Annotated in this window: 20 protein-coding genes; 11 read left to right on the top strand and 9 right to left on the bottom strand. The window is 62.0% G+C overall.

Annotated elements, in window-relative coordinates; genetic code table 11:
• Positions 1-67 precede the first annotated feature (67 nt).
• Positions 68-1,336, bottom strand: a complete 1,269-nt coding sequence (locus ASD00_RS33200) for a 4-aminobutyrate--2-oxoglutarate transaminase (RefSeq protein WP_057211377.1) — start codon at positions 1,334-1,336, stop codon at positions 68-70.
• A 230-nt stretch (positions 1,337-1,566) separates the two neighbouring features.
• Between ASD00_RS33200 and ASD00_RS33195 the strand changes: the two genes are divergently transcribed.
• The 5 genes from ASD00_RS33195 to ASD00_RS33175 all read left to right on the top strand — a co-directional run bounded on the left by ASD00_RS33195 (position 1,567) and on the right by ASD00_RS33175 (position 7,854).
• Positions 1,567-2,379 (top strand): cupin domain-containing protein, encoded by an 813-nt coding sequence (locus ASD00_RS33195; RefSeq protein WP_025428682.1) that lies wholly within the window; start codon positions 1,567-1,569, stop codon positions 2,377-2,379.
• 321 nt (positions 2,380-2,700) lie between these two features.
• Positions 2,701-3,900, top strand: coding sequence for an acyltransferase (locus ASD00_RS33190; protein ID WP_025428683.1), 1,200 nt, complete (start codon positions 2,701-2,703; stop codon positions 3,898-3,900).
• A 15-nt stretch (positions 3,901-3,915) separates the two neighbouring features.
• Positions 3,916-5,019 (top strand): glycosyltransferase family A protein, encoded by a 1,104-nt coding sequence (locus tag ASD00_RS33185; protein WP_025428684.1) that lies wholly within the window; start codon positions 3,916-3,918, stop codon positions 5,017-5,019.
• 1 nt (position 5,020) lies between these two features.
• Positions 5,021-6,049 carry a glycosyltransferase family A protein gene (locus tag ASD00_RS33180; protein ID WP_025428685.1) on the top strand — a complete coding sequence of 343 codons (1,029 nt, stop codon included), beginning with the start codon at positions 5,021-5,023 and terminating at the stop codon, positions 6,047-6,049.
• Positions 6,050-6,060: 11 nt separating this feature from the next.
• Positions 6,061-7,854, top strand: a complete 1,794-nt coding sequence (locus ASD00_RS33175) for an ABC transporter ATP-binding protein (protein WP_025428686.1) — start codon at positions 6,061-6,063, stop codon at positions 7,852-7,854.
• A 202-nt stretch (positions 7,855-8,056) separates the two neighbouring features.
• On the opposite strand, the gene fba is transcribed toward ASD00_RS33175, so the two are convergent.
• Entirely contained in the window at positions 8,057-9,100 is a 1,044-nt protein-coding gene (fba, locus tag ASD00_RS33170) for a class II fructose-bisphosphate aldolase (protein ID WP_057211221.1), read from the bottom strand.
• A 752-nt stretch (positions 9,101-9,852) separates the two neighbouring features.
• Between fba and ASD00_RS33160 the strand changes: the two genes are divergently transcribed.
• The 4 genes from ASD00_RS33160 to ASD00_RS33145 are packed head-to-tail and all read left to right on the top strand — an operon-like array spanning position 9,853 to position 15,155.
• Entirely contained in the window at positions 9,853-11,451 is a 1,599-nt protein-coding gene (locus tag ASD00_RS33160) for a peptide ABC transporter substrate-binding protein (RefSeq protein ID WP_025428689.1), read from the top strand.
• A 54-nt stretch (positions 11,452-11,505) separates the two neighbouring features.
• Entirely contained in the window at positions 11,506-12,429 is a 924-nt protein-coding gene (gene oppB / locus ASD00_RS33155; RefSeq protein WP_025428690.1) for an oligopeptide ABC transporter permease OppB, read from the top strand.
• Positions 12,422-13,552 carry an ABC transporter permease subunit gene (locus ASD00_RS33150; protein WP_025428691.1) on the top strand — a complete coding sequence of 377 codons (1,131 nt, stop codon included), beginning with the start codon at positions 12,422-12,424 and terminating at the stop codon, positions 13,550-13,552. The genes oppB and ASD00_RS33150 overlap by 8 nt, the downstream gene beginning before the upstream one ends.
• Position 13,553: 1 nt before the next feature.
• The gene (locus tag ASD00_RS33145) at positions 13,554-15,155 is read left to right on the top strand and encodes an ABC transporter ATP-binding protein (protein ID WP_025428692.1); all 1,602 of its coding nucleotides are present in this window, start codon (positions 13,554-13,556) and stop codon (positions 15,153-15,155) included.
• Between the two features lie 145 nt (positions 15,156-15,300).
• On the opposite strand, the gene ASD00_RS33140 is transcribed toward ASD00_RS33145, so the two are convergent.
• The gene (locus tag ASD00_RS33140) at positions 15,301-16,668 is read right to left on the bottom strand and encodes a sigma-54 dependent transcriptional regulator (RefSeq protein ID WP_025428693.1); all 1,368 of its coding nucleotides are present in this window, start codon (positions 16,666-16,668) and stop codon (positions 15,301-15,303) included.
• Complete coding sequence (locus ASD00_RS33135) at positions 16,665-18,491, bottom strand: sensor histidine kinase (protein WP_025428694.1); 1,827 nt, start codon at positions 18,489-18,491, stop codon at positions 16,665-16,667. The genes ASD00_RS33140 and ASD00_RS33135 overlap by 4 nt, the downstream gene beginning before the upstream one ends.
• A 250-nt stretch (positions 18,492-18,741) precedes the next feature.
• Here ASD00_RS33135 and ASD00_RS33130 point away from each other — a divergent pair, with 250 nt between their 5' ends.
• Positions 18,742-19,674, top strand: coding sequence for a VOC family protein (locus tag ASD00_RS33130; RefSeq protein WP_025428695.1), 933 nt, complete (start codon positions 18,742-18,744; stop codon positions 19,672-19,674).
• Positions 19,675-19,748: 74 nt separating this feature from the next.
• Positions 19,749-20,351 carry an alpha/beta hydrolase gene (locus ASD00_RS33125; RefSeq protein ID WP_025428696.1) on the top strand — a complete coding sequence of 201 codons (603 nt, stop codon included), beginning with the start codon at positions 19,749-19,751 and terminating at the stop codon, positions 20,349-20,351.
• 3 nt (positions 20,352-20,354) lie between these two features.
• Here ASD00_RS33125 and ASD00_RS33120 read toward each other — a convergent pair whose 3' ends face one another.
• From ASD00_RS33120 to ASD00_RS33100, 5 genes are read right to left on the bottom strand one after another with little or no spacing between them, the layout of a single operon-like run.
• Entirely contained in the window at positions 20,355-21,467 is a 1,113-nt protein-coding gene (locus ASD00_RS33120; RefSeq protein ID WP_025428697.1) for an ABC transporter permease, read from the bottom strand.
• 1 nt (position 21,468) lies between these two features.
• Positions 21,469-22,617 carry an ABC transporter permease gene (locus tag ASD00_RS33115; protein WP_025428698.1) on the bottom strand — a complete coding sequence of 383 codons (1,149 nt, stop codon included), beginning with the start codon at positions 22,615-22,617 and terminating at the stop codon, positions 21,469-21,471.
• Positions 22,614-24,350: an ATP-binding cassette domain-containing protein gene (locus ASD00_RS33110; RefSeq protein WP_025428699.1), complete on the bottom strand. Its 1,737-nt coding sequence runs from the start codon at positions 24,348-24,350 to the stop codon at positions 22,614-22,616. The genes ASD00_RS33115 and ASD00_RS33110 overlap by 4 nt, the downstream gene beginning before the upstream one ends.
• The gene (hlyD, locus tag ASD00_RS33105; RefSeq protein ID WP_025428700.1) at positions 24,347-25,357 is read right to left on the bottom strand and encodes a secretion protein HlyD; all 1,011 of its coding nucleotides are present in this window, start codon (positions 25,355-25,357) and stop codon (positions 24,347-24,349) included. Before hlyD ends, ASD00_RS33110 begins: the two co-directional genes overlap by 4 nt.
• Positions 25,354-26,055 (bottom strand): CerR family C-terminal domain-containing protein, encoded by a 702-nt coding sequence (locus tag ASD00_RS33100; protein WP_107027242.1) that lies wholly within the window; start codon positions 26,053-26,055, stop codon positions 25,354-25,356. The genes hlyD and ASD00_RS33100 overlap by 4 nt, the downstream gene beginning before the upstream one ends.
• Positions 26,056-26,191: the final 136 nt, after the last annotated feature.

Here is a 26,191-nt window from a genome sequence, read left to right as displayed (position 1 = left end):
TTCCTCCCGACACCCGGAGCCATTTCATCGGCCCGGACAACCGCGTTAGCGGTCGCCCGGCAAAGCGTCAACCGCGTGCTTCGAGGATCGATGCCTCAAGGATGTCGAGCGCCTCGGCAAAGACGTTGTCCTGGATGGTGATCGGCGCGAGGAAACGGATGACGTTGCCGTGCACGCCGCAGGTCAGCAGGATCAGACCCTTGTCGAGCGCAATCAGGCGCACCTTGTTGGCAAAGTCGGCGCTCGGCAGATTAGTCTTCACATCGTTGAATTCCACGGCGTTCATGAAGCCGGGGCCGCGGATGTCGACGATCTCGGGCGCCTGTTCGCGGATTGCGGCGAGGCGCTGCTTCAGACGACCGCCGAGCAGTTCGGCACGTTCGCAGAGGTTCTCTTCCGCGATGACGTCGAGTACGGCATGCGCGGCGGCGATGCCGAGCGGGTTGCCGCCATAGGTGCCGCCAAGGCCGCCCGGCGCCGGTGCGTCCATGATCTCGGCACGGCCGGTGACGGCAGCGAGCGGGAAGCCGCCGGCAAGGCTCTTTGCCATCGTCATCAGGTCGGGCGCGACCTCATGATGGTCCATGGCAAACATCTTGCCCGTCCGGGCAAAGCCGGTCTGAACTTCGTCGGCAATCAAGAGGATGCCGTGCTGGTCGCAGATTTCGCGCAGCGCCTTCATGAAGGTCGGCGGAGCCGGGTAGAAACCGCCTTCGCCCTGCACCGGCTCGATGATGATTGCGGCCACGCGACCCGGATCGACATCGGCGGCAAAGAGCTTCTTCAGCGCCGCCAGCGACTGGTCGACGGTGACGCCGTGCAGCTCGATCGGGAAGGGGGCGTGGAAGACGTCGCCCGGCATGGCGCCGAAGCCGACCTTGTACGGGACCACCTTGCCGGTGAGCGCCATGCCCATGAAGGTCCGGCCATGGAAGCCGCCGCCGAACGCGATCACGGCCTGGCGGCCAGTCGCCGCGCGGGCGATCTTCACTGCATTTTCAACGGCTTCCGCGCCGGTCGTGACGAAGATCGTCTTCTTGGCGAAGTCGCCGGGCGCAAGCGCATTGAGGCGTTCGGCGAGATGCACATAGGTCTCGTAGGGCACGACCTGATGGCAGGTGTGGGTGAAGCGATCGAGCTGCGCCTTGACGGCGGCGATCACCTTCGGGTGGCGGTGGCCGGTGTTGACGACTGCAATGCCCGAGGCAAAGTCGATGTAGCGGTTGCCTTCCTTGTCCCAGATTTCGGCGTTCTCCGCACGGTCGGCGTAGATCTGCGTGGTCATGCCGACGCCGCGGGAAATGGCAGCGTTCTTACGATCGGTGAGGCTAGTCATGGCGCGTGTCCTGTTGCTGGCGGAGGCAATATATTGCATTTTTTCTGCAAGATTGTCTGGGAAGTGGTACATCTTTCAAAATGGAATGCAAATCAAATTTGGTGATCGAGAGAACACCGGCGCTGATGACGCATTCTTGTAAAAGGTCATGCCCGGCAGGTAAGTTCGCCAACGCGCAGGCGCGGCGCAGATTCGCGCCGGCACCCGCGATCGAAACAGGGAAACAGAAAATGGGCGGCGTGCGCTACAAGGTTGCCGAGGCTGCACGGCTGGCGGGTGTATCCGCCTCGACGCTCCGATTGTGGGAAACCCAAGGACTGGTCGTGCCCGAGCGCTCACCGACGGGCCACCGGCAATACACCGAAGGCGATCTCGCCCGGCTGAAACGCATTTCCTGGTTCCGGGTCGAGCGCGGTCTCAATCCCGCGGCCATCAGGGAAGCGCTCGAAGCGGAAGCGGCCGGGGACGACGACGCGCCCGCACCGGGCGAAAGCGGTCTCGACAATCAGGTCGGTCGCAAGCTGCGCAGTCTGCGGCATGCCGCCGGCCAGACTCTCGAACAGGTCGCAGGCGACGTCGGCATTGCCGCTTCTGTCCTCTCGACGCTCGAGAGAACCTCGCAGGGCGTGTCTGTCGCTGTTCTGCACAACATCGCCGAATATTTCGGGTCGACGGTATCGAGCCTGTCGGGCGAAGAGGAGACCGATGGTCGAGCCGTTGTCCGTGCGGGAGAATGGCGCACCTGGCCGAAGACGACGCCCGGTGTCACCGTGCAGCTTTTGGCCGACGGTCGCAACCAGATGGATTGCCATCGCTTCGTGCTGGAGCCGGGTGCTTCGAGCGAAGGCGCCTATCGGCATGAAGGCGAGGAATTCGTCTATGTGCTTTCGGGGCGTGTCGAGTTCATTCTCGACAGCGATCAGTTTTACGACCTGAGCGCCGGCGATTCGCTCTACTTCGAAAGCAAACGCCGCCATGCCTGGTCCAACCGGCATGACGGCGAAACGGTTCTTCTCTGGATCAACACGCCGCCGACGTTCTAACCCTCGGGCTGACTGGACGACGCTCGTTTCTGAAACGAAACAAGCGCTTGCGGTGCGGTTCTGCAGCGGCGACCGAATTTGCAGGCGTGGCGTCAGCCGCCAGCCGCCGGTATATGCGCGCGCTTGCCAATCAAGCGGTCAAAGTTTGGCCCTATTCGGCCCTAAGGTTTTGGGGGCCGCCCTCAACGTGTCTTGCGACCGACCGAACCCTTCGCGCTTCTTCGAAGCAAATGGCAACCTCGCGGCAAAAATCGTAGCTGACCACGGAGTTGGCTCCACAGGAAGTTGACCGCAGCGGTCGGAACTCCGAGGGGACGTTTAATGCTGACTATGCGCGACCGGCAACTGGACGGATTGAGAGCCGTTGCCGTTTCGATGGTGCTGTACGCGCATTTCTTTGCCGCCGACGATTCCCATTGGGGGCATCTCGGCGTGCGGCTATTCTTCGTGCTCAGCGGCTTTCTGATAACGCGCCTGCTCCTCGACGCGCGTTCCGCGGCTCAGTTCGAAGCAGCGACGACCCTCAGGTCGTTCTATATTCGCCGTGCCCTGCGCATCTTCCCACCCTATTTCGGCATGCTTGGCTTCGTGTGGCTGGTCAACCTGGAAGGCTCCAGGGAAGGCTGGGCATGGCACGCGCTTTATCTCTCGAATTTTTGGTACGCGCTAAAGGATGCGTGGACGCCGTGGGTGCTCTGCCACACCTGGAGCCTGAGCATTGAAGAACAATTCTACATCGTCTGGCCGCTCCTCATTCTGCTGACGCCGCGCCACTGGATCGGGCGGCTCTGCGTCGGCGTCATCGCCTGCTCGCTGGCATACCGATTTTATTGGCCGCTCACGGGGGAGCCCTCGCTTGCACGAGACCTGCTGCCTCCGGCATCGATGGATGCGCTGGCGGCTGGTGCCCTCTTGGCTGTTCACCGATCGACGGCCACGGCCTGGCCGCGGTGGATGACAGTCAGTTGGCTGCCGTTTTCCATATTATCCCTCGTGCTGCTTTGGGGTCGATCGATGCCGGTGGGGCCGGCACTTGATTGGATCGTTTGGATCGGTCTCGAAGTTTTGCCTCTCGTCCCGCTTGTAATGTTGGTCGGCACCGCTTCCGCCGGGTTTCGTGGCGATTTCGGCAGGTTGCTGGAACTCCCGCCGCTAACGGCGCTTGGGCGTGTCAGCTATGGCGTCTACCTGTTTCATCCGGTCGTGCTGGCGCTGGTCGTCAAGGCGCAGGGGTGGATACCGGTCAACGTTTCGGAACAGGGCGTTGGGCGCTTGGTCGTCGCAGGTGCCGCCACTTTGGTCGTGGCGGCGTTCTCCTGGCTGGCGTTAGAGAGGCCGCTCAACGGCTTGAAGCGGCACTTTCCCTATCTTCGTGCCAACGGTCGGCCAAGTGCACCATCCGCGAGTGCTGGAAGCACTGTCGACTGGTTTCAGGGGCGAGGGGACGAGCGGCCGCATCCGGCTTATCGTGCGGACGCCGCTGGCCGGGCAAACGCGCTTCAAGCCTCAGATCTGCAATAGTGTTCGAGATTGTTCATGACCGTTCCGTTGGTTTCCGTCCTGCTGCCCGTTTACAACGCCGAGTCCTATCTCGCCGCGGCGCTTGAGAGCATTCTGAGGCAGGATTACCAGCGGCTGGAGATCATCGCCATCGACGATGGTTCGCGTGATCGCTCACTGGAAATCATGCGGCGTTATCAAAAGGCCGATGACCGCGTCACTATCATCTCCCGCGAGAACCGCGGTTTGATCGCGAGCTTGAACGAAGGTCTCGCTCTGGCAAAGGGCGATCTCATCGCACGGATGGATGCCGACGACATTTCCTATCCGTCACGGCTGTCGCGGCAGGTGTCGCTGTTCATGCAACAGCCACAGCTCGCGCTGTGCGGCACCGGCATCGATACGCTCATCGGCGATCGTATCGTCCGTGGCACGCCCAATCCAATCTATCGGCCGGAGAACCTGAAGGCGCTGTCGATGTTCTTCACGATCTTCATGCACTCGACCGTCGTCTACAACAGGCATGTCATACCGGAGGATATGCTCACCTATGACGCGCTTTATGTGCATGCGGAGGATTTCGATCTCTTCCGGCGCGTCACCGACCGTTTTCCGGCGATGATGATCGACGAGGCCATGGTCGCCTATCGTATCCATGGCAACAGCGTGACGAACAAGCACAAGCGCCAAATGCGCCGCACCCACTTGAAGATTGTTGCTGAAAACCTCGAGCGCGAACGTCTTTGCGACAATCCCCAGGCGCTCAATGACATCGGCCTTGCCGTCACGGCCGAGACGATCGGAAATGCTGCGAACTGCATTCTGGCGCTCGAAGACAGGATTTCCGGGTACCCGCAGCAAAGCCGCGCCGGCCATGACGAAGGCGCCTTGAACCTATTCTATTTCCTCTACCAGCTTGTCAGCGACGAGCGGCGGCCGCAGCTCACCCATGAGTTTCTGACGCAGACGGGCAAATGGGGACTTATCCGGCGCCGGGAGCGATACGGCCTCATCGCAGGCGTTCATGCGCCCTGGTGCAGCAGCATGTCGCTGGCTGCGATGAGGCGCATGGATGCCCTGTCGCGATACCTGCAGTCCGTCCCGGCAGCGAACGTCCTTCCTCGTCATGGCCCGGTTTAATATGACAGTCGAACGCCCGGCATGGGCGGCAAAGGGATGCGCGAACGCGACGGAGACGCCGTGGGTGCCGACGTCGGCCGCGCGCGAAGAGACCTTCGCAAGCTTCATCGTCTGCACGCGCAACCGCGTCGAGGCGCTCGATGCCTGTATCCGATCGATCGAGGCGGCGTGCCGCTTCCATGCCGGAGATCGATGCGAGCTTGTCGTGGTGGATAACGGCTCCACGGACGGCACGCCCGATTGCATCAGCCGTATTGCGGCCGCGTCACCCATGGCGATCACGCATGCCGTCGAGACCCGACCGGGCCTGGCTGTCGCCCGAAATACGGCAATGGCACATGCGCGCGGCAGGATCCTGATCTTCATTGATGATGACTGCGAAGTCGACGTCGGCTATCTGCGCGATCTGGAACACCACTGTGCAGGCGGCGGGGGCGGGGTCATCCGCGGCGGCCGTGTCGAGCTCGGCAACCCCGCCGACTTGCCGTTCACCATCAAACGGTCGAACGTGCGCGAACGGCTGACGCATGAGGTTCATCCAGGCGGCTTCGTGTTGGGTTGCAACATGACGATGCATCGTGAGGTCGCATTGCGCGTCGGTCCCTTCGACGAACGGTTTGGCGCCGGCGCGCCGTTGCTGTCGGCAGAGGACACCGATTATCTCGTGCGCGCTGATCGGCTTGGCATCCCCGTCGAATATGTCCCCGACATGGTCGTCTTCCATCATCACGGCCGTCGCGCACGGGCGGCAATCGAGACGCTTCATTGCAACTACAGCTTCGGCAATGGTGCGCTTTGCCTGAAGCACCTGCGCACCGCGCCGTGGCTGCTGCGGCATTTCTGTTGGACCGTCAGGTCGGCGTTCGGGGAAATCTTCGGCGGCGCCCGGTTCGACCCCGTCTTGCACCTGTCGCACTGGCCGATCGTTTTCATGAACCTGCTCGGTGCCCTCAAGTTCGTGGGCCTGTTCGTCGCGGAGCGGTCGCCAGGTCCGGTCGAGCAACGGGCCGAAGAGCAACTCCATCGCTGAGGACGGTCGCCATGTTCAGAATCTTCTTGCCGGGCCTGCAGCTATTGCGCGATGCGCTGGGCGGGCAAATGCGTCTGCTTCCGGCCGTGGTAATTCTCGGCCTTTTCAGCGCAGCACTCGAGGGCGTCGGTATCGGCCTCATCATCCCCATGCTCGGCATCATTGCCGGCGATCAGGATCCAGCGGCATTGAACGGCGTCTCCTCGCTGTTCCAACAGGTCGGATCGGGGCTGGACGACGGCGAGCGGCTGATTGTCATCGCCGGCGCGGCCTTTGCCTTGATCGCGCTCAAGAACGTCCTCGCCTTTGCCAACAGCGTGCTCGCGACCTTCATCTACGGCAAGGCAGGACACTCGATCCGCAGCGCCCTGTCGGCTCAGCTCCTGCGGGTCGGCTATCCTTTCTTCATGAAGGAGAATCCGGGGCGGCTGCTCAACATCATTTCAAATGAGTCCTGGCGGGCCTCCGATGCAATCCAGACCGTCCTTGCGGCGCTCGTGAATGGCTCGGCTGCCATCATTCTCCTGGCATTCCTCCTACTTCTGTCCTGGCAGATGACGTTGTTCGTCGCGCTCGGCCTCGTTCTCGTCCAGCTCGTGCACTACGTCCTGTCCGCAACCCTCAAGGGGCCGAGCCGCGAAGTTACCTCCTTCAACAGCGAGCTTGCGGCTCGAATGCTCCATCTTGTTCATGCCGGTCGTTTGATACGGATATTCGGCCAGGAGGCGCGGGAGAAGGCCGTGTTCGATACGGCGTCGGATGCGGTCAGACGCGCCGGGTTCTCGCTACAGGCCCGTCAGGGCGTGCTGCCGCCACTCACCGAGACGCTCCACTCCGCCCTCTTCCTGGCTGTGGTTGTCGCCGCCTGGTCTGGCGGCGTCAGCTTTCCCGTCATCGTTGCCTTCGTGGTCCTGCTCTATCGCTTGCAGCCGCACGTGCGTGCGCTGCAATTGTCCTGGAGCCAGATCCAGGGCTGGAGCGGCTCATTGGAGGAGGTGCGGTGGCTGTTGGACGCATCCGACAAGCCAAAGCCACCTGAGGGGAGGGAGCCATTCGATTGTCTGCGACAGCAGCTGAGATTTGATCGGGTGACCTTCCGATATCCGAGTTCTGGCTCGCGTGCCGTGGTGCTGCATGCCGCGACATTCAATATCCGTGGCGGCCGCTCGACGGCGGTCATCGGCCGGTCCGGTGCCGGGAAAACCACGATCGTCAATCTGTTATGCCGCTTCGTCGAACCGGACGAGGGGCAGATCCTCGTCGATGGTATCCCCCTGAACCGGATAGACCCGGTTCAGTGGCGGAACCAGATCGCGCTCGCCAGCCAGGACCTCGAATTGGTGGATGGTACGATCCTCGAGAACATCACCTATGGCCGGGAGGCGACGACCGCAGAAGTGGAGCACGCGGCCAGGATGGCCGAAGCACACGGCTTCATCGAAAGCCTGCCGCAGGGCTATCAAACCGTCGTCGGATACAGAGGCGCCAGCCTCTCGGCGGGGCAGCGGCAGCGGGTTGCCCTGGCCAGAGCCCTCGTGCGCGACCCCGAGATCCTGATCCTGGACGAAGCCACCAACGCGGTCGACGGCCTGTCCGAAGCGGCCATCGTCGAGACGCTGAAATCGAGGGCCGGGCACCGCACGACCATCGTCATCAGTCATCACCGCAGCACGATTTCATTTTGCGACGAGGTCGTCATCCTCGGCGGTGGCCGGGTGAAAAGCCAGACGCCTTTCGCTGACGTGGCCACCTTGAGCATGGATCAGCTTTACGAGCACGAAGCGGCGGGCGAGCGCCGCGCCTGAATGAGCGCTGGGGCCGAGTGAGTACTTGGATATCGCGTGGCCTGGCGTCCGCTCGCCGAACCAGCCATCGCGATCGAAACGAAATCGGCGCGCGGCCGCTTGATCACGGGCCGCGCGCCGACTGTTGTCTGTCGCCAAGCGCTCGAACAGGGCACCCCCGTTCCCGTCGTTCCATTGGGAAGAGGGGCGGCCGGTTCGCGGATCAGGCGGCTGCGTAGCGCTTTGCCATCTCCGGCAAGCGCAGGGTGCGGATCTTCGATGCCTTGCCGGCGGTGCGGAAGGCTTCGAAACGCTCCCTGCAAACCTCGGTCATGAGAGCCGTTGCTGGCTTTAGGTAGGTGCGCGGGTCGAAATTCTCCGGGTTTTCAGCGAAGTTCTTGCGGATCGTTCCGGTCATGGCCAGACGCAGGTCGGTGTCGATGTTGACCTTGCGCACGCCGAGCGGGATCGCCTTCTGGATTTCCGACACCGGAACGCCCCAGGTCGGCTTCATCTTGCCGCCATAGGTGTTGAACAGGTCCTGCAGATCCTTCGGGACCGAGGACGAGCCATGCATGACGAGGTGGGTGTTCGGCAGGCGCTTGTTGATCTTGGCGATCGTTTCGATCGACAGGATGTCGCCATCTGGCTCGCGGGTGAACTTGTAGGCGCCGTGGCTGGTGCCGATGGCAACGGCCAGCGCATCGACGCCGGTCTTGGTGACGAAGTCGAAGGCCTGTTCCGGATCGGTCAGCAGCTCCTCGCGCGACAGCTTGCCTTCGAAGCCGTGGCCGTCTTCCTTGTCGCCAGCGCCGGTTTCCAGGTTGCCGAGGCAGCCAAGTTCGCCTTCGACGGAAACGCCGGCCGCATGGGCGATCTTCACGACTTCGGCGGTGACCGCGACATTGTATTCATAGCTGGCGACGGTCTTGCCGTCTTTCTCCAGCGAGCCGTCCATCATGACGGAAGTAAAGCCATTGGTGATCGCCGAAATGCAGGTCGACGGCTGGTCGCCGTGATCGAGATGCAGACAAACGGGAATGTGCGGATATTCTTCCGCCGCACCAAGGATGAGATGGCGCAGGAACGCATCGCCCGCATAGGAGCGAGCACCGCGGCTTGCCTGCAGGATGACGGGAGAATCAGTGGCGTCAGCCGCGCGCATGACGGCCTGAATGTATTCGAGATTGTTCACATTGAACGCCGGCAGCGCGTAGTCGTTCTCCGCCGCATGGTCGAGCAGTTGCCGCAATGTGATCAATGCCATTCGATATCTCCCTTTAGTGTTTCGGCGCAGCCTGGTGCGCCACGAAAATTGGTCCGGCGAAGCGCCGCACGTGCTTGCATCGACGCAATGTCGATGGCCGGATTGTCGTGCGGCGTGACAACGCGTGCGAAATGGTCGCGCCCACCGAAGTCTGGCGCACAATAGTTCATCAAAGTGGTTTGGCAACGGTCAAGAGGGCCCCTGCGAGGGGTGCCGAAGCCGCTTCAATCGATTTTACTGTGGACTGGATGCAACACAGCGGATCTAACCGTTTCGCTTTCTAGTGGTGCGCCGCGGATGAGCGGGTAGGGAAAGGTCAATACCACTTTTCCGTGTGTCGATGGTGGGTTGCACCGAGACAGAAAACACTTATAGGGAAACACAGTGTCGCTGCTGAGTGAACGCTTTGCAAGAAGATTGCGGCAAAGGCTCTGTTTCTTTCCGCACATTACGTAAACTGCGCCTTGAATTCACGAAATTTGCATCAGGGCCGATTCTTGCCGTTCTGGGGACAGAGCGGCGCCAGCATCTAAAACGTTGCAGTAGAAACGCGTGGATTGCCGCCCGGTTGTCACACCTGCGTCGCAAAAACGACGAAAAGGACCGCAAACGAAATACAACCTGTGATTTCGTAAAATTACAACTCTATAGATAAAGATGCAGCAGGTTGCAGAATCCGCCTTGCGTTCGAGAAAGATTTGCACTTCTCTCCTGCGATCACAAACCCAAAAAAGGGGAAGGAGAGAAACAAAATGGCATCACTGAAACTCAACCTAAGCGCCGCCGCGCTGATCGGCTCGTTGCTCATCGGAGCAAGCCCGGCTCTTGCCGAAGCTGTCCTGCATCGTGGCAACGCCGGTGAGCCGCAGACGCTGGACCAGGCCCATACGTCGATCAACATCGAAGAGTTCATCCTCAAGGATCTCTACGAAGGCCTGACGATCTATGACGCCTCGGGCAAGATCGTCCCGGGTGCAGCCGAAACGTGGGAGCTTTCGGACGACGGTACGGTCTATACCTTCAAGCTGCGCGCTGACGCGAAGTGGTCCGACGGTTCACCGTTGACTGCAGAAGATTTCGTCTTCTCGTTCCGCCGTGTCGAAGACCCGAAGGTCGCGGCCGGCTACGCCAACATTCTCTTCCCGATCAAGAACGCCGAAAAGGTCAACAAGGGTGAACTGCCGACCGACCAGCTCGGCATGAAGGCTGTCGACGACAAGACGCTCGAAATCACGCTTGAGCGCCCGACCCCGTTCTTCCTCGAGCTGCTGGCGCACCAGACGGCACTTCCGGTCAGCAAGGCAAGCGTCGAAAAGAATGGCGCGGACTTCGTCAAGCCGGGCGTCATGGTTTCGAACGGTGCATTCACGCTCGCCGCGCACGTTCCGAACGACAGCCTGACCGCCGTCAAGAACCCCAACTACTGGGATGCCGCCAACGTCAAGCTCGACAAGGTCATCTTCTACCCGATCGACGACCAGGCCGCCTCGGTTCGCCGCTTCGAAGCGAAGGAAATGGATCTCGCCTACAACTTCTCGGCCGATCAGCTCGATCGTCTGCGCAAGTCCCATGGCGAACAGGTTCATGTTTCGCCGACGCTCGCGACCTACTACTACGCCTTCGATACCCGCCAGGAGCCCTATAGCGACGTTCGCGTTCGTCAGGCCCTGTCGATGGCAGTCGATCGCGACTTCCTCGCCAAGGAAATCTACGCCGGCTCGCAGCTGCCGGCCTACTCGATGGTGCCCCCGGGCATCGAGAGCTACGGTGATCCGTCCAAGGCCGAGTTCGGCACCCTGTCGCAGCTCGATCGCGAAGACAAGGCACTGGCTCTGATGAAGGAAGCCGGTTACGGCGAAGGTGGCAAGCCGCTCGAAATCGAGCTGCGCTACAACACCAACCCGAACCACGAGCGTGTTGCAACGGCCGTTGCCGACATGTGGAAGAACACCTTCGGCGCCAAGGTGTCGCTGGTGAACCTCGACGTGTCCTCGCACTATGCCTACCTGCAGGAAGGCGGCAAGTTCAACGTTGCGCGCGCCGGCTGGGTTGCCGACTACGCCGACGCCGAGAACTTCCTCGCTCTCAGCCTTAGCTCCAACAAGACCTTCAACTACGGCCACTTCGAAAACGCTGAATTCGACGCGCTGATGAAGAAGTCTTACGAGGAGCAGGATCCGGCAGCTCGCTCCAAGCTGCTGCATGAAGCTGAAGCTCTGCTGATGAAGGAACAGCCGATCGCTCCGCTTCTGACCCAGGCCGACCTGTGGCTGGTTTCCGACCGCGTCAAGGGCTGGCAGGACAACTCGCCGAACCAGCACTTGAGCCGGTTCCTGAGCGTCGCCGAATAACGAACAGGGACGACGCGCGGTGAAAATGCCGCGCGTCGCCTCCGGAGCACGTCAATGATTTCCTTCATCCTTCGCCGATTGGCGAGTGCGGTGCCGACCTTGTTTATTGTCGTCACCATTTCCTTTTTCCTGATGCGGTTTGCCCCTGGCGGCCCCTTCAACCTCGAGCGTCCTCTTCCGCCACAAACAATGGCGAACCTGATGGCGACCTATCAGCTCGATCAGCCCCTGTGGCGACAATACGTTCACTATCTCAGCAATGCGGTGACCGGCGACTTTGGCCCGAGCTATATCTACAAGGATAACAACGTCGCGCAGTTGATCGGCAAGGGCTTGCCCTATTCGATGGAGCTCGGCCTGTACGCACTGCTGTTTGCCGTGATCGGCGGCGTTACCGCCGGTACGATCGCTGCACTCCGGCAAAACAGCATCCTCGACTTCACGATCATGTCGGTCTCGACGCTCGGCGTCACCGTACCGAATTTCGTCGTTGGTCCTGTCTTGACGCTGGTCTTCGCCATCGTCCTGGCCTGGCTGCCGGCCGGCGGTTGGGGTGACGGTTCGTTGCGCTTCCTGATCCTGCCGATGATCGCGCTCGCACTGCCGCAGCTCGCGGTCTTCGCGCGGCTTACCCGCGGTTCGATGATCGAGGCGCTGCACACCGACCATATCCGAACGGCCAAGGCCTACGGCCTTCCGGCAAGGACAGTCGTCATCACCCACGCCATGCGCGGCGCGATGCTGCCGGTTGTCTCCTACCTCGCACCTTGCGCGGCGGCATTGCTCACCGGTTCGGCTGTGGTCGAGACGATCTTTACCATTCCGGGCGTCGGCCGCTACTTCGTCCTCGGGGCGATCAACCGCGACTATACGCTGGTGATGGGCACGGTCATTCTCGTCGCCATCTTCGTTATCGTTTTCAATCTTTTGGTCGACATTCTCTACGGCCTGCTCGATCCGAGGGTTCGCCATGACTGATGTCGTCCAGACGCCGGCGGTAACGCCGGAAACCAAGGGGCGCAGCCTCTTCCAGCTGGCGGCCATGCGCTTCAAGCGCAACCGCGCTGCCATGGCCGGCTGCGTCATGCTGGCCCTCATCGCAGTATTCTCGTTCCTCGGGCCACTGTTTTCGCCGCATACCTACGACCAGGTGTTCCCGTCCTACGTGAATATCGGACCAAGCCTCGAGCCGCGCCCTGACACGTCCACCCTGCAAGGGGTGATGGAAGGGATCGCAACACGCGCCCGCGTCACGCTCAAGGAGTTCAACATCGACGGTGAGACCTTCACCGCGACGATCACCTCAGAGCAGCCGATCGATGCCCGCGCGACGCGCTACTTCGATCGTGCCAACGAGTTCCGTGACACTCAGGTCGTGGCAACGGAGGACGAGGGTCGTACTCTCAAGGTGACCGGTCAGGTGAACCGCGAGTATTTCCCGTTCGGCACCGATTCGAACGGCCGCGATCTGCTGGTGCGCGTCATGCTCGGCGGCCAGATCTCGATTGCCGTCGGTCTCTTGGCAAGTCTCGTGTCGCTCGGCATCGGCGTCGTCTACGGCGCGACGTCGGGTTACATCGGCGGCCGCGTCGACAACGTCATGATGCGACTGGTGGAGATCATGTATTCTCTGCCGTTCGTCTTCCTCGTTGTCGTGCTCGTGGTCTTCTTCGGACGCTCGTTCATCCTGATCTTCCTGGTGATCGGCGCGGTCGAATGGCTGGATATGGCCCGTATCGTGCGCGGCCAGACGCTGGCGCTGAAACGGCGGGAGTTTGTCGGTGCAGCCCAGGCGCTCGGCCTGACGGACTGGCAGATCATCCGCCGGCACATCATTCCGAACACCATCGGTCCTGTCATCGTTTTCGTCACCGTCGTCGTGCCGAAGGTGATCCTGCTCGAGAGCTTCCTCTCCTTCCTCGGCCTTGGCGTTCAGGCGCCGCTGACGAGCTGGGGAGCGTTGATTTCGGAAGGTGCCAACAACATCCAGTCGGCGCCCTGGCTGCTGATCTTCCCGGCCATCTTCTTTGTTCTGACGCTGTTCTCGTTGAACTTCGTCGGCGACGGCCTGCGCGATGCGCTCGACCCGAAGGACCGCTGACATGGCTGACACAAACGAAACCATCCTGGCCGTTCGCGGCCTCAAGGTGAACTTCTCGACGCCTGACGGGACGGTCGAAGCGGTCAAGGGTATCGATCTCGACGTGCGTACCGGCGAGACTCTTGCTGTTGTCGGCGAGTCCGGCTCGGGCAAAAGCCAGACCATGATGGGCATCATGGGACTGCTCGCCAAGAACGGCACCGTTACCGGTTCTGCCCGCTATCGCGGTCAGGAGCTGGTGGGTCTTTCGCCCAAGGCGCTCAACGGCGTGCGCGGTTCCAAGATCACGATGATCTTCCAGGAGCCGATGACCTCGCTCGACCCGCTCTACACGATCGGCCGGCAGATCGCCGAACCGATCGTGCACCACCGCGGCGGCACGTTCAAGCAGGCGCGCAAGCGCGTGCTGGAACTGCTCGAACTGGTCGGCATCCCCGAGCCGGGTCGACGCATCGACAGCTATCCGCACGAGCTTTCGGGCGGCCAGCGTCAACGCGTGATGATTGCGATGGCGCTCGCCAACGAGCCTGACCTTTTGATCGCCGACGAGCCGACGACAGCGCTTGACGTGACGATCCAGGCTCAGATCCTCGATCTCCTGAAGTCGTTGCAGAAGCGCTTCGGCATGGCGATCGTGCTGATCACGCACGATCTCGGCATCGTCAAACACTTTGCCGAACGCGTCGCGGTAATGCGCCGCGGCGAAGTGGTGGAGCAGGGAACGACCGCAGACATCTTCGAGCGGCCGCAGGCCGACTATACGAAGATGCTGCTCGCGGCAGAGCCGAGCGGCCGCAAGGCACCTCCGGCGGACAGCGCACCGATCATCCTTGAAGGTCGGGACGTCTGTGTCGACTACGCGATCGGCGGTGGGTTTTTCACCCGCGGCAATGCCGTCTTCCGCGCGGTCGACAAGGTCAACCTGCGGCTTCGCGAGGGCCAGACGATCGGCGTTGTCGGTGAATCCGGCTCCGGCAAGTCGACGCTTGGGCGTGCTTTGCTGCGGCTTTTGCCGAGCAGCGGCTATTACCGCTTCGGCACGACCGACATCTCCGGCTTCGACCGCGGCCAGATGCGCCCGCTACGGCGTGCGCTGCAATTGGTGTTCCAGGATCCCTATGGCTCGCTGTCTCCGCGCAGGACCGTCGGTGAAATCATCACGGAAGGCCTGCACGTGCACGAGCCCTCGCTTAGCCGTGCCGATCGCGACCGTCGTGCCATCGAAGCGTTGAAGGAGGTCGGGCTCGATCCGGCCTCGCGCAACCGCTATCCGCACGAGTTTTCGGGTGGTCAGCGGCAGCGCATCGCGATCGCGCGTGCCATGATCCTGAAGCCGAAGGTGGTTATTCTCGACGAGCCGACATCGGCGCTCGACCGCTCCGTCCAGGGCCAGGTTATCGAGCTGCTGCGCGATCTGCAGCGCTCGCACGGCCTGTCCTACATCTTCATCAGCCACGATCTGTCGGTGGTGAAGGCAATGTCGGACTACGTGATCGTGATGAAGAACGGCAAGATCGTCGAGGAAGCCGATACCGACGGGATCTTCACTGCACCGAAGGAGCCTTACACCAAGACGCTCATCGGTGCGGCCTTCAACGTTTAAGGCGGAACCCTTACCAGGGCTTTGCAGGGGCGCGGCATCCGCGCCCCTGTTCTCGTTTTGGGTTGGGCGCAGCAGTGTCGCGGGTACGCGGTATTGCGGGGACACCATGCGCATGACGTCCGGCGTCGCCGCGTGGTCGCCGACGTTACCGCCCGTCGCTTTCGCCAGACATGTCCGTCGCAACGAGCTTCTTGTCGAGGCCAAATTTCTGCATCTTCTCGTAGAGCGTTTTCCGTGAGATGCCGAGCGACTCGTATACGGGCTTCAGGGCGCCGCCGTAGGTGGCTATGGCATTGGCAATCAGCCCCTTCTCAAACGCTGCGACCTTGTCGGCCAAACGGCCGCTGTTCGGCTCGGACGAGTTGATTTCGTTCGAGGCCGTATCCAGCCCAAGAACCAGCCTTTCGGCGGCGTTACGCAATTCGCGCACGTTGCCCGGCCAGTTGCGTTCCGCCATCTCGGCCAGCAGGTTCTGCGATACCTCGACTTCATCGCGGCCGTAACGAGCCGCGGATTCCCGTACGAGCTGCAGGAACAAGAGCGGAATGTCGGCACGACGCTGCGTCAGCGGCGGCACGCGCAGCGTCGCGACATTGAGGCGATAGAGAAGGTCGGGCCGGAAGCGGCCGGCGGCCACCTCCTGCTCGAGATCGACCTTGTTGGTAGCGATGAAGCGTACATCCAGCGGCACCACCTCGTTGGAGCCGAGCCGCGTGATCACGCGCTCCTGCAGGACGCGCAGAAACTTGGCCTGCAGATCGATCGGCATCGAGCCGATCTCGTCGAGCAGGATGGTGCCGCCGCGCCCATGTTCGAACTTGCCGTAGCGTGGACGGATCGCGCCGGGAAACGCGCCTGGCTCATGTCCGAAAAGCTCGCTCTCGATCAGGTTTTCGGGCAGGGCTGCACAGTTGATGGCGATGAAGGGATTGTTTGCCCGGCCGCTCAGATCGTGCAGGGTGCGGGCCACGACCTCCTTGCCGACGCCGGTGTCGCCGATGATCAAGGTGTCGGCATCAGAGGCGCCGATTGCGCGGACCCGATAGCGCAGATCGACCATGACCTGACTGCGGCCGGGCAGGCGTTGTTCAATGTCGTCGCGCTTGCCGGCCACCGCCTTGAGCCGCCGGTTTTCGAGTACCAGTGCGCGCCAGTCGAGCGCGCGGCGAATGGTGCCGGCAAGCATCTGTGCGGTGAAGGGCTTTTCGACGAAATCATAGGCGCCTTCGCGCATGGCACGCACGGCCAGTTGAACGTCGCCATGGCCGGTGACAAGGATCACCGGCACCTCGACGTCGATCTCGCGGATGCGCTGCAGGAATGTCATCCCGTCCATGCCCGGCATCCGGATGTCGCTGATGACGACACCGGGAAAGCTGAAGCCGATGAACTCCAGGGCGTGTTCTGCGCTCGCGAAGGTATCGACGCGGAAGCCGGCGAGTTCCAGCGCCTGCGCACTCGAATGGCGCAACTCCTCTTCGTCATCGACAAGCAGGACGCGGCTCTCGATCATTCGGCGGCCTCCTGGCCCTGCTCATTGGCGACGGGAAGTTCGATGCGGAATTCCGCACCGCCTTCGGCAAGGTTCGTGGCAGTCAGGCTGCCGCCGAAGTCCTTGACGATGTTGTAGGAAATGGACAGGCCAAGGCCTAGTCCCTTGCCGACGCCTTTGGTCGAAAAGAATGGGTCGTAGATGCGCTCGGCGATCGCCGCAGGTACGCCGGGACCGCGGTCGCTGACCGCGAGCACGACCTTGTCGCCGTCGCTCCAGGCGCGAAGCCGGATGTGGCGATCGTCCAGCCCCTCGACCGCATCGGCTGCGTTGGAGATGACATTGACCAGCACCTGTTGCAGACGGACAGAACCGGCGCGCACTACCAGCGGCGCTGGACCAAGGTCGATGTCGATGTCGGCCGCAGCCGCCTTCAGCCTGACGGCGACGATCTCCATCGTGTCGCGCACGACATCCTCGATCAACACCGGCCCCAGCTTCTCGTTGGGCTTGCGCGCAAAATTGCGCAGATGCCGGCTGATTGCCGCCATGCGGTCGACCAGGCCGGAGATGCGCCGGATGTTGTCACTCGCCTCTTCGGCCCGCCCACGCTCGATCAGCAAGGCTGCGCTGTCGGCATAGGTTTTTGCCGCCGCCAGTGGCTGGTTGAATTCGTGCGAAAGCGCCGCTGACATCTGGCCGAGGCCGGCGAGCTTACCCGCCTGGATGAGGTCCGCCTGGGTCCGACGCAATTGTTGCTCGGTCTGGCGCCGTTCGGCGACTTCTTCCTCGATCTGCACGTTGACGCGCGCAAGGTCCGCGGTGCGTTCGTCGACGCGTCGCTCGAGTTCGGCCTGGGCTTCCGCCTGCATCGAGATGCGCTCGTTGAGGCGGGAGCGGCGCTGCCAGAGAATGGCGGCGGCAAGGCCGGTGAGGCATAGAAGCAGAAGGGCAGCGATGACGGTGGTCAGCGCCTGGGTGCGGACGGATGCCGTGTCGGTCAGCACATTCACAGTCCAGTCGGCATCGGCCATGTATTGCGACAGTAGCAGGTACTCCCGGCTAGTGTCGCTGGACGCGATCGTCATCAGGTCGTGATCAGTGAGGCTGGTGCGCGCGACAGGCAGTGCGCGCAAGGTGGCATTGGCATAGCGCCTTGATGTCTCCGTGCGTGCAAGCCGCTCCGGGGTCAGCGGCAGGACTGACGCATAGAGCCATTCCGGCGTGCCGGACATGAAAATGATGCCCTCCGGGTCGGAAACGAAGATCTTGTATTCGCCTCCCTGCCAGGATGCCTCGATGCTCTCGATATCCACCTTGAAGACGATGACGCCGCGAATGTCGTCACCCACGCGGATTGGCGAGCCGAAATAGTAGCCGCGTTTCAACGATGTCGTGCCGAGTGCGTAGAAGCGGGATTGCTGCCCGCGCAGGGCTTCCTGAAAATAGGGGCGATAGCTGAAATTCTGCCCGACGAAGCTCGTCGGACCGTCATAGTTGCTGGCAGCAATCGTGTCGCCGTCCGGCGTGATCACATAGATATCGGATGAGTTGAGAAGTGCATTGATATCTTTGAGATAGGCGTTCACGGCCTCTCTCAGCCGGCGGTCGCGCGGTCGTGTCGCAAGTTCACGGATGTCGTCGTGGTCGGCGATCAAAGCGGGCAGAGCCTGGTAGCGGTTGAGGTGACCATCGAGGGCCGCCACTGCGAGCCTGAGCGCCGTATTTGCCTGCGCCGATGCTTCATCGAGATAGCTGCGCGTGGCCACAGCATTGCCTTGCCAGGCAAGCGCGGCAACCGCCAGCGGCAGCAGGATGACAGCAACAACCAGGCGGTATTTCACGGAATGTCTGGGCTCCTCCTCCCGCACGTTCCCGACAGCCACAATGTGGCCGATGCCGATCTTAAGCAGCAGCCGATCCACCCACAAGGCACGGATCGTCTGCTCGCTATTCGTTCAACGATTTTCTCCAGTCGTCAACGGTATGTTGACAATGCGTTTGGTCGCGGCCGTCTTTCGCAACGATCCGGATGGGCGCATCTATGCGTCATGACAAAGCCCGGTCTTGGCGGGCAGAGAAAGGATCACGGCAATGCTCAATCAGATCAAGGGCCTGCACCACGTTACATCGATGGCGGACGACGCGTTCACCAACAATCAGTTCTTCACGAAGACACTGGGCATGCGTCGCGTCAAGAAGACGGTGAACTTCGATTCCCCCGACGTCTATCATCTCTACTATGGTGATGAAGCCGGCACGCCCGGCACGGTGATGACCTATTTTCCTTTCCCGCAGATGCCGCGCGGACGTGCCGGCACGGGCGAAGTCGGGACCACCGTCTTTTCCGTTCCCGAGGGCGCACTCGGCTTCTGGCGCGAGCGGCTGTCGAGCCTCGGCGTCAGCGGGCTCAAGGATGAAGAGACCTTCGGTGAAAAGCGTTTGAACTTTGCAGGCCCTGATGGTGACGGCTTTGCGCTGGTCGAAGTGCGCGACGATCCGCGGTCGCCTTGGACGGATGGCGGCGTTTCGCAAGACCATGCAATCCACGGCTTCCATTCGGCCGCAATGCGGCTGCGCGACGAAGGGGCGACAGCGGAACTTCTGAAGTTCATGGGCTACGAGGAGCTGGACCGTAAGGACGGCGTCACCCGCCTGATTATGCCTGATGGCAACGGCGCGGGCCTGATCGACCTTGAGACCATGCCGAACCTCAACCGTGCCGCTCAGGGGGCGGGTTCCGTTCATCACATCGCCTTTGCCGTCGACAATCGCGAAAAGCAGCTCGAAGTCCGCAAGGCGCTGATGGACACCGGCTACCAGGTCACCCCGGTGATCGACCGCGATTACTTCTGGGCCATCTACTTCCGCACGCCGGGCGGGGTCTTGTTCGAGATCGCCACCAACGAGCCGGGCTTCAACCGTGATGAGGATCTGGCCCATCTCGGCGAGGCGCTGAAGCTGCCGCAACAGCACAAGCACCTGCGCCCGGTTCTCGAAAACCATCTGCAGAAGCTGGAAGCCTAAATCTATTGGCTGAAGCGCACGGCGGCGGGCGACGCCGCCGATGCCACATCCGGCAAGCAATAAGGAGACTTTCCATGGCAGATCACGGCTACGTCCATAAACTGAAGGCCGGCGAGCCCGGCAATCCGATCTTCTTCGTCTTCCACGGCACGGGCGGCGACGAAAACCAGTTCTTCACCTTCGGAACCCAGCTGATGCCGGAAGCGACGATCATTTCGCCGCGTGGCGACGTGTCGGAGCATGGCGCTGCCCGCTTCTTCAAGCGGACAGGCGAGGGCGTCTACGACATGGCGGACCTATCCCGTGCAACCAAAAAGATGGCCGAATTCGTCAGGGCCGTCGCAGGCGAACACCAGGCATCCGAGGTCATTGGGCTCGGCTATTCGAACGGCGCGAACATTCTTGCCAACGTGCTGATCGAGAACGGCCTATTCGACAAGGCTATCCTGATGCATCCGCTAATCCCGTTCCGCCCCAGAGACAATGCAGCGCTCGCGGGGCGTCAAGTTCTGATCACGGCCGGGGAGCGCGATCCGATTTGCCCGGCGCCTCAGACGCAGGCATTGGCGGACTATTTCAAGGCGCAGGGCACCGCCACCGAGATCGAATGGCATGCCGGTGGGCACGACATCCGCCAGAATGAAATCTCTGCGATCGAGCGTTTCATCAAGGGTTGATATTCATTCCAGCCGGCGGCGGAACAGCCATGAAGCGGCCGAGAGCGTGACAAGGGCGATGACGCAGAGCGGAATCGTCTGGCGCACGACCTCGGCCAGCGGGATGTCCTTGAGGAATACGCCCTTCACGATCACCAGGAAGTAACGCAGCGGATTGACGAGCGTGACCGGCTGCAGCCAGGCGGGCATGTTCTCGATCGGCGTGGCGAAGCCGGAGAGCAGCATTGCCGGCACCATGAACAGGAAGGCGCCGAGGATTGCCTGCTGCTGTGTCATCGACAATGCGGAAATGAACAGGCCGAGCCCGACAACGGCGGCGAGATAGAACACTGCGCTGCCGTAGAGCAGGAACAGCGAGCCACGCAGCGGCACGCCGAAGATGAAGACGGCGGCGAGAATATAGACGGTGATGTGGAACAACCCGATCATCATCGGCGGGATCAGCTTGCCGATCAGGATCTCGTGGGTGCGCAACGGCGACACCATCAACTGGTCGAAGGTGCCAAGCTCCCGTTCGCGCGCTATCGAGAGCGCCGTGACGATCAACCCGATCAACAGCGCAATGCTGGCAACCAGATTGGGCACCATGAACCATTGATAGGTGAGGTTGGGATTGAACCAGTTTCGGGCCACGACCGTGATCGCCTCGGACGACACGCGCTTGCCGGCCGGCGTATCGGCGGCGAGCGTGCCGACGATGCGTCCGAGATAGCCGGAGACGATCTGGGACGCATTCGACCGACGCCCGTCGAGAATAATCTGGACCTTGGCGGGCTGGCCAGCTTCTATGTCGCGCGAGAAGGTTGGGCCGATCTCCAGGGCGGCAATAGTGCGTTGCCTGTCGATGGCGTCGCGAACTTCATGCTGATCATCGGTGAACGCGATGCTTCGAAACGTCGGGGAGCCGTCGATCCGTTCGACCAGTTCTTGTCCCCAATGGCCGTTGTCGCGATTGAGAACCATGACGTCGACATTGGTCACCTCGAGCGTAGCCGCATAGGAAAACACCAGAAGCTGCACGATCGGCGGTCCGATCAGGATTGCGCGGCCCTTGGGGTCGCGCAGCACTGCCAGCAGTTCCTTGACGATCAGCGCCTTGAGCCGGGTCCACCACATGTCAACCAATCCTCTTGCGGGTGCTTCGGGCCGCGAGCGCGAAAAACACGCAGCCGATCAGCAGCATGACGGCGATCGCCTGCAGGAACATCGGCCAGATGTCGCCTGCCAGAAACACCGTTTGCAGGCTCGGAATGAGATAACGGGCTGGCACGATGAAGGTGATCCATTGGATGACAGTCGGCATCGAGTTGATCTCGAACAGGAATCCGGACAGCAGAAAGGCCGGCAAGAAGGCCGAGATCAGCGCAAGCTGCGAGGCCAGGAACTGGTTCTTGGTGGCCGCGGAAATCAGAAGACCCTGGCCGAGCGCCGGCATCAGGAACGTCGCCGAAAGCGCGTACAGGGCTGCAACGGAGCCGCGGAACGGGACGCCGAAAAGGAAGACCGCGAGAAGTACACAGAGCGTCATCGACGCCAGCCCGAGCAGAAAATAGGGCAACAGCTTGCCGGCGAGCAGCTCCGCTGCCGATACGGGCGTTGCCATCATCGCCTCCATCGTGCCGCGCTCCCACTCGCGCGCGACGACCAGTGAGGTCAAAAGCGTGCCGACGAGGGTCATGACGATGGCGATCGAGCCGGGCACGAGGAAGTTCCGGCTCGTCAGCTCCGGGTTGAACCAGAACCGTTGCTCCGCGGAGATTGCCGGCGGCCGGCCGGCATCCTCCTCGAGCCGTTGGCGCTCCCAGTTGGCGACTGTAGCCTGGGCATAGTTCTGCACGAAGTTGGCGGTGTTCGGATCCGAGCCATCGACGAGAACCTGTAATGCCGGGTGTCGTCCGGCGGCATGATCGGCGGCAAAGCGGGCAGGGATGATGACGATCCCACGGATACGCCCGAGCACGAGATCGTCTTCGAAATCGCGACGGTCACGGCCGAGACTGACGGAGAAGTAGCGCGATGCCTGAAAGCCTGCGGCGAGATCGCGCGTCAGGGGCATCTCCTGCTCCACCACCAGGCCGATGCGCGTTTGCGTGGTATCGAGCGATACGCCGTAGCCGAACAGGAACAAGAGGATCAGTGGCAGGACGAAGGCGATGAGGATGCTGCTCGGATCGCGGACGATCTGGTAGCTCTCCTTGCGCACAAGTGCTGCAAAGCGGCGTCCGCGTCCGGTCGTCGGCGTTTCGATTTGTGCCGACGTATTCATGCCGCGGCCTGTTTTTCTTCAGACCCCTGCACCAGGGCGATAAAGGCGTCTTCCATCGTCGGGTCGGGGTTGGCCGCATCGGCCACCTGCTTCTTCAGGTCGTCCGGCGAGCCGAGCGCGATCGAGCGCCCGCGATAGATGAGCGAGATCCGATCACAATACTCTGCCTCGTCCATGAAGTGGGTGGTGACCAGCACCGTCACGCCCTTTTCGACGAGGCCATTGATGTGGGTCCAGAACTCGCGACGGGTGATTGGATCGACGCCCGAGGTAGGCTCGTCAAGGAACAGCGCTTCCGGTTCGTGCAAAACGGCGCAGGCAAGGGCAAGGCGTTGCTTGAGGCCGAGCGGCAGGTCCTTGGCGGACATGTCGAGCAGACGGCCGAAACCGAAAATCTCGACCATCAATCGCGTCCGCTCCCGCTTGCGCTCGCCGGACAGGCCATAGACACCGGCAAAGAAATTCAGGTTCTGCGCGACGCTGAGATCGCCGTAGAGCGAGAATTTTTGAGCCATGTAGCCAAGGCGGTTGCGCGCTTCGGCGGCGTCGCGGCGCAGGTCGAAGCCGGCGACGCGTCCTTCGCCGGCGCTCGGCTTCAACAGTCCACAGAGCATCTTGAACGTCGTCGATTTTCCGGCGCCATTGGGCCCGAGAAGTCCAAAAATCTGGCCACGTGGAATCTCGAAGGTGATGTCGTCGGCAGCGGTGAAATCGCCAAAGCGCTTTGTCAGGCCATGGGCCTCGATCACTGGCCTGCCGTTCTCGTTCCTAAACGGCGTCTGCGCCTCGGCCAGTTTCGAGCGACCGCCCGGACCGCCGCCGAGCATGTCGATGAATGCATCTTCGAAACGCGGCGGCGTCACCGTCGCTTGCGGCGCGGCGTCGTTCCTCTCTGGCGATGCCGATGGCGGGGCTACCCCTGATGCCATGACAAGGCGGATAGCTTCCCCCTGGATGACACCGTCGACGACGCCGTCTTCGTCGAGATATCGCGCAAGCACCTCGCGGCGGCGTCCCGTGATGCCGGAAATCTTGAAGACACGATCGGCGACGCGCCCCGTCAACTCGGCGGGCGCGCCGGCAAAAAGCAGCTTGCCCTCGTTCAGCAGCAACACCCCGTCGCAGGCCTCCGCCTCGTCGAGATAGGCCGTGGACCAGACAACGCCGATGCCGGAGGCCGTCAGGTTTTCGACCATCTTCCAGAGGTCACGTCGGGAAATCGGGTCAACGCCGACGCCCGGCTCATCGAGCAGCAGCAGGCGTGGTTTGCGGAGCAACGCGCAGGCAAGCCCGAGCTTCTGCTTCATGCCACCGGAAAGCTTGCCCGCCAAGCGCGACGTAAAGCGCTTGAGGTCGGTGAATTCGAGCAACTCGTCGTATGTCGCAGTGCGTTCGGCGAGCGGAAGGCCGCGCAGGTCCGCATAGAGATCGAGGTTTTCCTGCACGCTCAGATCTTCATAAAGGCCGAAGCGCTGCGGCATATAGCCTATGGACGCCTGAATGCTGGCGGGATCCTTCGCGGTGTCGAAGCCCAGCACGTCCACCGTGCCCTCGTCGGGCAGCATCAGGCCGGTCATCAACCGGATCAGGGTGGTTTTTCCCGCACCGTCGGGGCCGACCAGGCCGGTGATGCGACCGCCGAGAATTTCCCCGTCGATATGATCGAGCGCGGGCGCGCGCTCGCCAAAGCGCTTTACCACGCCGGAGATCCGAACGAAGGGTTCGTCGGTCATGGCACGCGCCCTTCAGCCGGTGGCAGACGTACGGTGACGGGCATGCCCTGGCGCAGATCCTCTCCCGGTTTGGTTACCACGATACGCAGGCGGTAGACGAGATCGGTGCGCAGTTCCGGCGTTTCGACCGACTTCGGCGTGAATTCGGCAACCGGAGAAATAAAGCCTACCGTTGCCTCATAGGGCCGGTCCGGGGCCGTATCCGAGACGATCTCGACTTTCATGCCGGGATGCACACGGCCAAGGTCGGGTTCGGCGACGTAGGCGCGAACCCAGACGGGCTCATTCAGCGAAAGCACATAGGCGGTATCTGCTGGCGCAATCATCGCGCCGGGCTCGCGTACACGGGAAAGCACGATGCCGTCGCTCGGCGCCAGCAACTGCGTATCGGAAAGCGAAGTGCGCGCGCTGGCAAGCTTGGCTTCGGCAGCCTGCACCTGTGCGGTGGCAGCCGCGATGTCTTCGACCCGACTTCCTTCCTCAAGCAGTGCAAGTGCTTCGCGGGCGGAGGTGGCGCGAGCGGCCGCCGCGGCGCGAGCGGCGCTTGCTTCGTCGAGATTCGCTTGCGAAATCGTGCCATTCGGCCGCAATTGTCGGGCGCGCTTATAGGCGAGCTCGGCATTCTGGAGATCGGCGAGACGCTCCTCGTGGGCGGCGCGCGCCTGAGCGATCTCGGTCTTGCGTGCACCGGCTTTCAGCTTTTCAAGATTGGCGCGCAGCGCACCGAGGTCCGCCTCGGCCGCGTCGACCGCCTGTTGAAAAGGCGTGGCGTCGAGGCTGCCGAGGATATCGCCCGTCTTGACTGGATCTCCTTCGTCGACAGCAAGCTTGTCGATGCGCCCGCTCACGCGAAAGCCGAGAGACACCTGCCTGATATCGACATTGCCGTAAAGCACTGAGGCCGAGCGCTGTTCGGTCCATCCAAGCCGCAAGGGTAGCTCGAACCACCAGCCGGCAGCGACTGCTCCGGCGAGGAGGACGACCGGGATGAGTACTTTCCGGTTCATGGGCGGCGCTCCCCATTCTCTCCGAGCGCTTCGACGAGGCCGGCGGCATGGCGCTGCAGCATCTCCAGTTCGGCGGGGCCGACGGCCTCCCACCGCATCTGCCGTAGCAGTGCGGCATGCGCCATGCGGAAGACGAGGATGCTGCCGACGAAAGACAGCGTCTTCAGCCGGACCTGCTCCGATGCCGGGTCCTCACCAAGGATCGCGCCGACCAGTCGGCCGGCAATGCCGATCATCGGCCCCATGATGTTTTCGTAAACCCGTGCGAAGGCTTCCGTCGGCTCCATCTGCTCGCGGATGATGAACCGGGCCCAGCTCTCGGACTGCCGGCTGACGAACAGGCCGACCATGCGCTGGGCCATCTGCGTCAGCAAGGCGCGTGCCTCCGTTGGGCTCATGGCGCCACCTTCCGCATCAAGCCGTGCAAGGCGTTCCAAGATCACGGTTCGCAGATCGGCGACATGCCCGCCGATGATCGCCGCCAGATGCTCGGCTGCGGCGATGTAGAGGCCTTCCTTGCCGCCGAAGTAGTAGGGGATCGCCTGCAGGTTGACGCCGGCCGCATCTGCGAGTTTTCGAGTACTTGCCCCGTCAAAGCCATAGCGTCCAAAGACGTCGATCGAGGTCGAAAGCAGCTTCTCTTTGGTGAGGTCGCCGCGATCGGGTTTTGGTGTGGGCTGGGAGTTTTTGTTTTTCATCACGTGCGCACATTGCGGCATTCGAGTGATTAAGTCAATCGAATGAATGTGCATAAAAGCAAGCCGACGGATCGCGCGCCATTTTTCTAGAAGATGGCTTGGCAGTGTCGCCCTCGAAAGGCCCAACGCTAAAGTG

This window comes from Ensifer sp. Root31 (genome assembly GCF_001424825.1).
GTDB classification, from domain to species: Bacteria; Pseudomonadota; Alphaproteobacteria; order Rhizobiales; family Rhizobiaceae; genus Ensifer; species Ensifer canadensis.
This window is presented reverse-complemented; position numbering and strand designations above follow the sequence as displayed.

Bases quoted from the DNA above. Each gene is read 5' to 3' on its own strand.
- ASD00_RS33200 (WP_057211377.1), bottom strand. From the start codon at position 1,336: ATGACTAGCCTCACCGATCGTAAGAACGCTGCCATTTCCCGCGGCGTC.
- ASD00_RS33195 (WP_025428682.1), top strand. From the start codon at position 1,567: ATGGGCGGCGTGCGCTACAAGGTTGCCGAGGCTGCACGGCTGGCGGGT.
- ASD00_RS33190 (WP_025428683.1), top strand. From the start codon at position 2,701: ATGCTGACTATGCGCGACCGGCAACTGGACGGATTGAGAGCCGTTGCC.
- ASD00_RS33185 (WP_025428684.1), top strand. From the start codon at position 3,916: ATGACCGTTCCGTTGGTTTCCGTCCTGCTGCCCGTTTACAACGCCGAG.
- ASD00_RS33180 (WP_025428685.1), top strand. From the start codon at position 5,021: ATGACAGTCGAACGCCCGGCATGGGCGGCAAAGGGATGCGCGAACGCG.
- ASD00_RS33175 (WP_025428686.1), top strand. From the start codon at position 6,061: ATGTTCAGAATCTTCTTGCCGGGCCTGCAGCTATTGCGCGATGCGCTG.
- fba (WP_057211221.1), bottom strand. From the start codon at position 9,100: ATGGCATTGATCACATTGCGGCAACTGCTCGACCATGCGGCGGAGAAC.
- ASD00_RS33160 (WP_025428689.1), top strand. From the start codon at position 9,853: ATGGCATCACTGAAACTCAACCTAAGCGCCGCCGCGCTGATCGGCTCG.
- oppB (WP_025428690.1), top strand. From the start codon at position 11,506: ATGATTTCCTTCATCCTTCGCCGATTGGCGAGTGCGGTGCCGACCTTG.
- ASD00_RS33150 (WP_025428691.1), top strand. From the start codon at position 12,422: ATGACTGATGTCGTCCAGACGCCGGCGGTAACGCCGGAAACCAAGGGG.
- ASD00_RS33145 (WP_025428692.1), top strand. From the start codon at position 13,554: ATGGCTGACACAAACGAAACCATCCTGGCCGTTCGCGGCCTCAAGGTG.
- ASD00_RS33140 (WP_025428693.1), bottom strand. From the start codon at position 16,668: ATGATCGAGAGCCGCGTCCTGCTTGTCGATGACGAAGAGGAGTTGCGC.
- ASD00_RS33130 (WP_025428695.1), top strand. From the start codon at position 18,742: ATGCTCAATCAGATCAAGGGCCTGCACCACGTTACATCGATGGCGGAC.
- ASD00_RS33125 (WP_025428696.1), top strand. From the start codon at position 19,749: ATGGCAGATCACGGCTACGTCCATAAACTGAAGGCCGGCGAGCCCGGC.
- ASD00_RS33120 (WP_025428697.1), bottom strand. From the start codon at position 21,467: ATGTGGTGGACCCGGCTCAAGGCGCTGATCGTCAAGGAACTGCTGGCA.
- ASD00_RS33115 (WP_025428698.1), bottom strand. From the start codon at position 22,617: ATGAATACGTCGGCACAAATCGAAACGCCGACGACCGGACGCGGACGC.
- ASD00_RS33110 (WP_025428699.1), bottom strand. From the start codon at position 24,350: ATGACCGACGAACCCTTCGTTCGGATCTCCGGCGTGGTAAAGCGCTTT.
- hlyD (WP_025428700.1), bottom strand. From the start codon at position 25,357: ATGAACCGGAAAGTACTCATCCCGGTCGTCCTCCTCGCCGGAGCAGTC.
- ASD00_RS33100 (WP_107027242.1), bottom strand. From the start codon at position 26,055: ATGAAAAACAAAAACTCCCAGCCCACACCAAAACCCGATCGCGGCGAC.